The organism is Ruegeria sp. AN11 (assembly GCF_056536005.1).
On the sequence record NZ_JBQFJD010000003.1, the window covers coordinates 1 to 5,948 of the forward strand.

The following is a 5,948-nucleotide window of genomic DNA, read 5'->3' on the forward strand; positions in this document are numbered from 1 at the left end:
CTCGACGACCTCGCCCGGCACACTCGGTCTTGGTCAGAACCACCAGATCCGCCACCCCGATCTGCTGCCGGATCTGCGGCGCGATCTGTGCATCGCCCAACAACCCCGATCTGCCCCGCATCCACCACCGTGACGATCCCGGCATAGCTCAGCTCGGGCTCGGCCCGCGCCACATTCGCGATGGCCGCCGGATCGGCAATGCCGCTGGCCTCGATGATCAGATGGTCGGCCGCGGCGCGCGTCCAGCACATCGCCGATGGCCATGAACAGATCGGCCCCCATGGTGCAGCAAACATTAGCCAGCGTCAATCAAGTGTCCTCATCCGCCGAGGCCAGCAGCGCCGCGTCGATGTTGATCGCGCCGAAATCGTTGACCAGCACCATCAGGCGCAACCCGTGATCCTCGGACAGCAACCGGTTGATGAGCGTCGTCTTTCCGGCGCCCAGATAGCCTCCGACAACGCTCAGCGGCAGCCGGGTCACAACAGATGCACCTCGCCGCCCGACACAGTCCCCAGCACCGGCACATCCCGGATCGCCTCCGGCGCAACCCGGGTCGGATCCTCCCCGAGGATCGCGAAATCCGCGATCTTGCCGGTCTCGATACTGCCGATTTCCCCATCCAGACCCAGCGTATAGGCCGCGCCCAGCGTGATGGCATAAAGCGCCTCGCCCACCGTGATCCGCTGCGCCGCGCCCAGCACCCGGCCCGACATGGTCGTGCGGTTCACGGCGCACCAGGCGGTAAACAGCGGCCCCATCGGCGTCACCGGCGCATCGGAATGGATGGCAATGCGCACGCCCTCGTCCAGCGCACAGCGGGCGGCATCCATCCGCATCGCGCGGTCTTCACCAATGGTCAGCGCCGCGTGCTGATCGCCGAAATACCAGATGTGATTGGCAAAGATGTTGGCGCAGACCCCCAGCCGCGCACAGCGTCGGAACTGATCGGCGCTCATCATCTGGCAATGCTGCAACACATGCCGCGCGCCCGCCCACGGATGCGCGCGCACCGCCGCCTCCAAAGCCGCCAAAGACACGTCCGAGGCCTCATCCCCATTCACATGGATATGCATCTGCACCCCATGGCTCTGCATCGCGGCGCACAGCGCAAATATCTGATCCGGCGGTGTATTCCACAACCCGTTGGGCTGCCCGCCCACATAACCCGGCCACTTCACCCGGGCCGTCCAGCCCTGAATGGACCCGTCCGTCATCAGCTTGACCGCCCCAAGCCGCAGCCTGTCGGTCGACCGCGCCCGCAACGCCAGCGCCCGCTCGGCAATCCGATCCGGATCACCGCCCGCCGCGCCCAGCGCGGGTACCAGCCGCAGGCCAAAGCCCGGCTGTCCGGTCACCCGCAGCAGCGTATCGACATCACCCTCCTCCATCTCGGCGAACAGATCGGTCGCCGTGGTCACCCCGGCCCGGCGGCACACTTGGGCATAGGTCTCGATCACGTCCGGGCGCTGGGTCAGCGCGCGGAAATCGATGCCGGTGCGCCGCATCACCGGGAACATGGCGGCCATCTCCTGCAGTTCGCCCGTCGGCGCGCCGTCCAGCCCTTTGGCCACGCCCTCGATGTTGCTGTGCCGTTCATAACCCGCAAGCGCCAGCGCCGCCGAGTTCGCACACATCAGATGAAAGTTGGAAAACAGCACCACGATGGGCCGGGTGGCCGAGATCCGGTCAAGATGGGCACGACCCAGCCGATCCCCTCGATGAAGATCGGATCGAACCCCCAGGCCACCAGCGGCTGACCCTGGGCAGACCGGCCTCATAGCCGCGCAGCCGCTCGATCACATCCGCGATGTCGGTCATGCCCTTGTGCAGCACGCCCTCGGGGTCGATCCGGTCGTGATATCCGACATAGGCATAGCGCCACATGGCCCCCGCCATCATATGCGCGTGCCCCTCGACAAACCCAGGCATCAGCACGGTATCGGCCAGCCGATCGTCCCGCACCACCTCCTGATCCGGCCAGACACAGCCCGCATCGCCCACGGCCAGAATCCGTCCGTCGCGCACCGCGACATGGGTCGCCTTAGGGCGGTTGGGGTCCATGGTGATGATCCTGCGACAGCGGAAAAGCGTGGTCGATGCCATGAGATCCTCCCGGGTTGGCCTCCGGCGTAACGCAACTTCATTCCGCTGCAAAATGGATTTACTGTCTGATTAAGGCTCAGGAAATGTGGTAACCAGATGAACTTCACGCTCAAACAGCTGCGATATTTCGATGCCGCCCTGCGCAGCGGCTCGATCGCCCGCGCCGCCGCCGAGATGAACATCTCGCAATCCTCGATCACCGCGGCCATCGACCAGATCGAACAGACCATCGGCGCGGAACTATTCCGCCGCATCCCCGCAAAGGGCTGATCGCAACCGAGCTGGGGCGCGCCGCAGGCAAACATATCGCCGCCTTTCTCGACCAGTCGCGGGTGTTCAGATCCGACCTGCTGTCTCTGGTGGGCGATCCGACCGGCACATTGCGGCTGGCCTGTTACGAACCCACCGCGCCCTATGTCCTGCCGCCCCTGCTCCGCAAGATCGCCGACAGCTACCCCGAAGTGCGCATCGACGTCATGGAGGGCGACATGCTGGTGGTCAACGACCTGCTGCGCTCGGGCTCGGTCGATGCGGTGCTGACCTACCGGCGCTATACGCACCCAGATAATCGCTTCGTGCCGCTCTTCCGCGCCCGGCCCTGGGCGCTGATACCCGAACATTCGCCGCTGTCGGGGCAGGCCTCGGTCACGCTCAGGGATCTGGCCGCGCAACCCCTGATCATGCTCGACGTGCACGGCACCCGCGACTATTTCCTGACCATGTTCCAGAACCAGGGCCTGACGCCCGACATCGTGCACTCCACCAAATCCGGCGCGGTGCTGCGCGGGCTGGTGGGGGCGCAGTTCGGCCACGCGATCCTGAACATCTGCGGACCCAATGACCGGGACCGCCAGGGCGGATACATCGCCACGCCCATCGCCGGAGAGGTGGACGTACCCCTCTACGGCATCGCCCACGCGCCGCAGCTTGAAAACTCGGCCGTCGTGCGCGATCATCGACACCGGCACGGCGCTGGCGCGTCAGGGTACGTTCGAGCACCTGCTGATGGAGCCTTGAGGGCGGGCCATAACCACAAAAATAGACCTTTACGCAACAGAAAACCCTGTTTTCTAGCGGTATGCCCATCGGTTACCGTCGGATCAAAGCTGATCGGCCTCCGGTAACGAACAAGCCTGCCCAACCAATAAGTGCTCTCAGGCCGATGGGCGAACCGTGCTGCCAGGAGGAATGACATGCACAGACGAACCCTACTCAAGTTTGCAACCTCGGTGTCGCTAGCCGCCGGGCTGACGCTCTCCCTGCCTGCGGCAGCAGCGGACGTGACGATGAACCTCGGCTTCGGCGCGCCCGAGGCGTCGATCTACGGACGTTTCGGTACCATCTTCAAGGACAAGCTCGAGGCCCTGTCAGGCGGCTCCATCGAGGTCAAACTGCGCTGCTGCAACCAGATCTCGTCCGAGGACGAGGCGTTCAAACCATGCAGCTGGGCACGGTCGACGGTTTCTTCATCACCGCCAACAACGTCTCGCCGCACTGGCCGCTGATGGACGTGACCGTGCTGCCCTACATCTTCCAGGACACCGCGCATCTGGAAAAGGTGGTCGATGGTGAGGTCGGCCAGCTGATGAAGGACAAGCTGCAGGCGGAAACCAGCGTGCACCTGCTCAGCTTCGGCCCCGCGCTCTATCGCGACTTCTACAATTCCAAGCGCGCGATCAACACGATGGCGGATATGGAAGGCCTGAAAATCCGGGTGCCCAAGAACGAGGTGATGATCGCCACGTTCGAGGCCTTCGGGGCCGAGCCGGTGCCGCTCGCGTGGTCGGAAACGCCAACCGCCCTGCAGACCGGCACCGTGGATGGCGGCGACAACGGCACCTCGTTCATCCGCGACATGAAATTCTATGAGTTCGAACCGCACCTGGTGATCCTCGAACATTTCGTGGCGATGGCACCGCTCTTTGCCTCGGACGCGTTCATGAAGCGGCTCAGCGACGAGCAGCGGGCGCAGGTGCAGCAGGCCGCCGACGAGGCCGGTGCGGAACTGCGCCGTCAGGTCCAGAACGAGACCGAGGAAATCCGCGACTGGCTGGTGGCCGAAGGCGGCATGGCGATGACCCGCCCCGACAAGGCGGATTTCATCACCGCCTCGCAGGCGATCCAGCAATCCTTTGCCGAGGAACGCGGGCAGGAATTCATCGATCTGGTGAACGCCATTCAGGCCGCCGCCAGCTGATCGCCAAATACCCGGCGGGCGCCCACCGGCGCCCCTCACATGCCCACATCTGAACAGGTGATCCCCATGTCTGCCCTGAAATGGCTTGAGCGGCATTTCGAGGAAGTGATCTGCTGCAGCGCGCTGGTGGTGATCTCGGTCTGCGTCTTCGCGCAGGTGGTCGCCCGCTACATGTTCCAGACCGCCCTGCACTGGTCGGAAGAGATCGCCTCGATCAGCATGGTCTGGGCCGTCTATATGGGCGCAGCACTCTGCGTGCGCGAACGCTTCCATCCGCATCCTCGTCGGCATCAAGGCACTGCCGGAACGCGCGGGCCGGATCGTGATCTTCGGCGCCGACCTGATCTGGGCGCTGTTCTCGATCTTCATGATCAAGGTCGCTGGGACTACCTGGCGGTGCTGTGGAAGTTCACCTCGCGCAGCCCCAGCCTCGGCATCGACCAGTTCTACCCGCAATCCATCCTGGTGATCGGCTACGCGCTGATGCTGGTGCGGCTGATCCAGACCTACATCGCCTGGTACCGGGACGGCGGCGAGGGCATCCCCGGCATGCTTCACGAGGAATGGGATGAAACCGTCGGATCAGGAGCATCAGCTATGAGCGCGCTGCTGATCCTCGCCATCGCCTTCGTCGCCCTGACCGTCATCGGCACCCCGCTTTTTGTCGCGGTCGGGGTGACCACCGCGCTGGCGCTCTACCTGATCGAGATCCCCTACACCTGATGGCGCAGACCGGCTATTCCAGCCTGACGCCCTTTCCGCTGCTGACTATCCCGCTCTTCGTTCTGGCCGGGCGGCTGATGGAGGTCGGCGGCATGGCCAACCGCATGATCGCCATCGCAACCAGCTGGTCGGCGCCTATCGCGGCTCAATGGGGCTGGTGACGGTCTTTGCCTGCATGCTGTTCGCGCGCTCTCGGGATCGGGGCCCGCCACCACGGCGGCCATCGGCTCGGTCACCGTCCCGGCCATGCGCAAGGACGGCTATGACGTCCCCTTCGCCGCCGCGATCACCGCCAGCGCCGGCGCTCGGCAGCCTGATCCCGCCCTCCAACCTGATGATCATCTACGGGCTGGTCTCGAAACCTCGATCGCGCCTGTTCCTGGCGGGCCTCATCCCCGGGTTCCTGGTCACCGTGCTGCTGATGATCACCACCTACATCATCGCCGCAAGCGCGGCTATGGCGGCACCGGACACCCGTTCTCGTGGAAGCCTTTCCTGAACGCGGCGTGGGAGGGAATGGTCGATCGGCGCGCCGGTCCTGATCCTCGGCGGCATCTATGGCGGCGCCTTCACCCGACCGAGGCGGCGGGCGTCGCGGTGTTCTACGCGCTTTTCGTCGGCCTCTTCATCTATCGCGAGCTGACGGTGCAAAAGATCGTCGATGCGCTGCGCTTCACCGCGCTCTTGACCGGCATCCTGATCCTGCTCACCCCGACGCTCGCCTTCGGGCAACTGACCGCGTTCTACGACGTGCCGACGGCGGTGCAGCAGGCATCACCTCGATCACCGAAAACCCGATCCTGGTCATGCTGCTGATCGGCGTCTTCTACATCTTCATCGGCACCTTCATGGGTCGCTGGCCCAGATCGTGCTTTTCACCGCCGTCTTCCTGCCGCTGGCGGTTTCGCTCGGGATCGACCCG

The 5,948-nt window shown here is 64.6% G+C and carries 11 protein-coding genes and 1 pseudogene; 8 read left to right on the plus strand and 4 right to left on the minus strand.

The window, feature by feature from the left end:
• The 4 genes from ACR3EQ_RS24285 to ACR3EQ_RS24300 form a co-directional block, all read right to left on the minus strand.
• Positions 1 to 296 (minus strand): GTP-binding protein (locus ACR3EQ_RS24285; protein WP_480492420.1); only part of this gene is annotated, 296 nt, incomplete at its 3' end.
• A 13-nt stretch (positions 297 to 309) separates the two neighbouring features.
• Complete coding sequence (locus tag ACR3EQ_RS24290; protein WP_480492422.1) at positions 310 to 483, minus strand: GTP-binding protein; 174 nt, start codon at positions 481 to 483, stop codon at positions 310 to 312.
• Positions 480 to 1,661 (minus strand): amidohydrolase, encoded by a 1,182-nt coding sequence (locus ACR3EQ_RS24295; RefSeq protein ID WP_480492424.1) that lies wholly within the window; start codon positions 1,659 to 1,661, stop codon positions 480 to 482. The genes ACR3EQ_RS24290 and ACR3EQ_RS24295 overlap by 4 nt, the downstream gene beginning before the upstream one ends.
• 28 nt (positions 1,662 to 1,689) lie before the next feature.
• Positions 1,690 to 2,106, minus strand: coding sequence for a hypothetical protein (locus tag ACR3EQ_RS24300; protein ID WP_480492426.1), 417 nt, complete (start codon positions 2,104 to 2,106; stop codon positions 1,690 to 1,692).
• 96 nt (positions 2,107 to 2,202) lie between these two features.
• On the opposite strand from ACR3EQ_RS24300, the gene ACR3EQ_RS24305 reads away from it, so the two are divergent.
• The 8 genes and pseudogenes from ACR3EQ_RS24305 to ACR3EQ_RS24340 all read left to right on the plus strand — a co-directional run bounded on the left by ACR3EQ_RS24305 (position 2,203) and on the right by ACR3EQ_RS24340 (position 5,842).
• The gene (locus ACR3EQ_RS24305) at positions 2,203 to 2,376 is read left to right on the plus strand and encodes a helix-turn-helix domain-containing protein (protein ID WP_480492428.1); all 174 of its coding nucleotides are present in this window, start codon (positions 2,203 to 2,205) and stop codon (positions 2,374 to 2,376) included.
• A gap of 62 nt (positions 2,377 to 2,438) precedes the next feature.
• On the plus strand, positions 2,439 to 3,230 hold the full coding sequence (locus ACR3EQ_RS24310; RefSeq protein ID WP_480492429.1) for a LysR substrate-binding domain-containing protein: 792 nt from the start codon (positions 2,439 to 2,441) through the stop codon (positions 3,228 to 3,230).
• A gap of 69 nt (positions 3,231 to 3,299) precedes the next feature.
• Positions 3,300 to 3,611 (plus strand): hypothetical protein, encoded by a 312-nt coding sequence (locus tag ACR3EQ_RS24315; protein WP_480492430.1) that lies wholly within the window; start codon positions 3,300 to 3,302, stop codon positions 3,609 to 3,611.
• On the plus strand, positions 3,545 to 4,303 hold the full coding sequence (locus ACR3EQ_RS24320) for a TRAP transporter substrate-binding protein (protein WP_480492432.1): 759 nt from the start codon (positions 3,545 to 3,547) through the stop codon (positions 4,301 to 4,303). Before ACR3EQ_RS24315 ends, ACR3EQ_RS24320 begins: the two co-directional genes overlap by 67 nt.
• Positions 4,304 to 4,369: 66 nt before the next feature.
• On the plus strand, positions 4,370 to 5,026 hold the full coding sequence (locus tag ACR3EQ_RS24325; RefSeq protein ID WP_480492434.1) for a TRAP transporter small permease: 657 nt from the start codon (positions 4,370 to 4,372) through the stop codon (positions 5,024 to 5,026).
• A complete protein-coding gene (locus ACR3EQ_RS24330; protein WP_480492436.1) occupies positions 5,026 to 5,187 on the plus strand; it encodes a TRAP transporter large permease subunit in 162 nt (53 codons plus the stop codon). The genes ACR3EQ_RS24325 and ACR3EQ_RS24330 overlap by 1 nt, the downstream gene beginning before the upstream one ends.
• 85 nt (positions 5,188 to 5,272) lie before the next feature.
• Positions 5,273 to 5,525, plus strand: a pseudogene (locus ACR3EQ_RS24335) (TRAP transporter large permease subunit).
• Positions 5,526 to 5,542: 17 nt separating this feature from the next.
• On the plus strand, positions 5,543 to 5,842 hold the full coding sequence (locus tag ACR3EQ_RS24340; RefSeq protein ID WP_480492437.1) for a TRAP transporter large permease subunit: 300 nt from the start codon (positions 5,543 to 5,545) through the stop codon (positions 5,840 to 5,842).
• Positions 5,843 to 5,948 lie beyond the last annotated feature (106 nt).